Raw genomic sequence first — 1,960 nt, 5'->3', positions numbered from 1 at the left:
ATTTGCAAGCCAGCCGAACCGGACGTACCTTTGGCAGGCGGAAGAAAATATGTTGCAGTTTATTTCTTCTTACAAAAAGTGGCAGCAGGCTATAACGCGATAGACTTTTATCGTTGGAGCGGAATATGACCGTTCCCTTTTCTTTTTCAGGCAGTTTTTCGTTGTTGTACTGCCCATGTGTCTTTGCTAAACTTAATATGATATATGTCTATAAGGAAGAAGAAGCATGTATTCACAGCATCTTTGCATCAATTAGTAGAAGCAGGTGAACCAATTGTCGAAAGCAAACCAGCCTTCCATTGTTCTGGCGTCAGCTTCGGCCAGACGCAAAGAATTGTTGGCCGGGCTTGGCCTGACATTTACCGTGCAGCCGAGCGTTGCGAGCGAAGTCGTCGAGGAGCGGGTAGCTCCCGAAGAATTCGTGACCATTCTCGCACAGCGTAAAGCACGGGACGTGGCATTCTCGCTCGCGGACAATGAAGACGAGGCGTATCTTATCATCGGCTCCGACACCGTTGTGGTGCTCGATGGAGAGATACTGGGAAAACCCGAGCATGAAGAAGAAGCGTTTCGAATGCTGTCACGGCTTGCGGGCAGGACGCATACGGTATATACCGGATTGTGCGTAATCGATACGGCGACCGGTAGAGAGAAAGTGGGTTTTCGTGCGACAAATGTCACGATGCGAGAGCTTACGCCGGACCGTATCCGTCGTTATATCGCTACCGGCGAGCCGATGGATAAAGCGGGCGCATACGGCATTCAAGGATACGGAGCGACGCTCGTCTCCCACCTTGAGGGGGATTATTTCTCCGTAGTGGGTCTGCCGGTAGCATTAGTTAGTGACTTTCTGGAAGAATTTGGTGTAAAATTACTGTAGACGCCGGATCAGTGAAAAGGCGTCTATGGGGAGACACCATAAGCAGGGCAGCAAGAAGCACCCCGGATTTAAATGAAATGGGGGAGTCCATATGGACCAAAAGGATATGCTGTCTCAGAACTATTATCCGGCACTGAAGGAGATACCTGCGTCGGACAGACCGCGCGAGCGCATGATTCAAGCCGGACCGGGTGCGCTATCGAATGCGGAATTGCTTGCAATACTGCTGCGTACCGGGTCCACCGAAGAATCGGTGATGTCGCTTTCCTGTCGGGTATTGAACCAGGTGGGGGGCTTGCGTGGGTTGAAGTCTACTTCTTTCGAAGAACTGACTGCACTCAAAGGAATCGGGCCGGCCAAAGCACTGTTGATCATGGCAGGGCTTGAGCTGGGCAAGCGAATGAGCAGCGCGCTTCCTTCTGACAGAATTGCCATCCGTTCGCCAAAGGATGCGGCGGACATCATGATGGAAGAGATGCGCTATCATACGCAGGAGCACTTTGTCTGCTTATACCTCAATACGAAGAATCATATTATCGGTAGAGAAACGATCTTCATCGGAAGTTTGAACTCATCCATTGTCCATCCCCGCGAAGTGTACAAAGAAGCAATTCGCCGCAGCAGTGCCTCCGTGATATGCCTTCATAACCATCCGAGCGGAGACCCGGCGCCGAGCCGGGAAGATATCGATGTAACACGCCGCCTGCAGGAAGCGGGGCGCATTCTGGGCATCGAATTGCTCGATCACGTCATCATTGGGGATGGCCGATTTTACAGTTTGAAAGAGAAAGGGCATTTTGTATAATGCTATCCTTTTACTTATTGAAAAAGTACGCGGTTTCAGTATAATTTTATAGTTGTCGCAAGACTACATACGCGCTAATCATGAAGGGAGAAATTACACCAATGTTTGGTAGCTTTAATAGAGATATGGGTATTGACCTGGGTACGGCCAATACGCTTGTATATGCGAAGTCAAAAGGAATTGTTGTTCGGGAGCCGTCTGTAGTGGCGCTGCGCACAGACACGGGAAGTATTGAGGCAGTGGGAAATTCGGCCAAAAGCATGATCGGAAGAACG

General features: G+C 50.1%; 3 protein-coding genes. All 3 read left to right on the top strand.

Annotated elements, in window-relative coordinates:
• Positions 1-274 precede the first annotated feature (274 nt).
• Positions 275-880: a Maf family protein gene (locus B2899_RS01415; protein ID WP_146808332.1), complete on the top strand. Its 606-nt coding sequence runs from the start codon at positions 275-277 to the stop codon at positions 878-880.
• 91 nt (positions 881-971) lie between these two features.
• On the top strand, positions 972-1,685 hold the full coding sequence (gene radC / locus B2899_RS01410) for a RadC family protein (protein WP_281285963.1): 714 nt from the start codon (positions 972-974) through the stop codon (positions 1,683-1,685).
• Between the two features lie 101 nt (positions 1,686-1,786).
• On the top strand, positions 1,787-1,960 hold a 174-nt coding region (locus B2899_RS01405; protein WP_286883493.1), incomplete at its 3' end, for a rod shape-determining protein.

The sequence above is a fragment of the Aneurinibacillus sp. UBA3580 genome (assembly GCF_002375825.1).
GTDB classification, from domain to species: Bacteria; Bacillota; Bacilli; order Aneurinibacillales; family Aneurinibacillaceae; genus Aneurinibacillus; species Aneurinibacillus danicus.
The sequence above is the reverse complement of the archived record's forward strand: the minus strand, read 5'-3'. Positions and strand labels throughout refer to the sequence as shown.

Bases quoted from the DNA above. Each gene is read 5' to 3' on its own strand.
- radC (WP_281285963.1), top strand. From the start codon at position 972: ATGGACCAAAAGGATATGCTGTCTCAGAACTATTATCCGGCACTGAAG.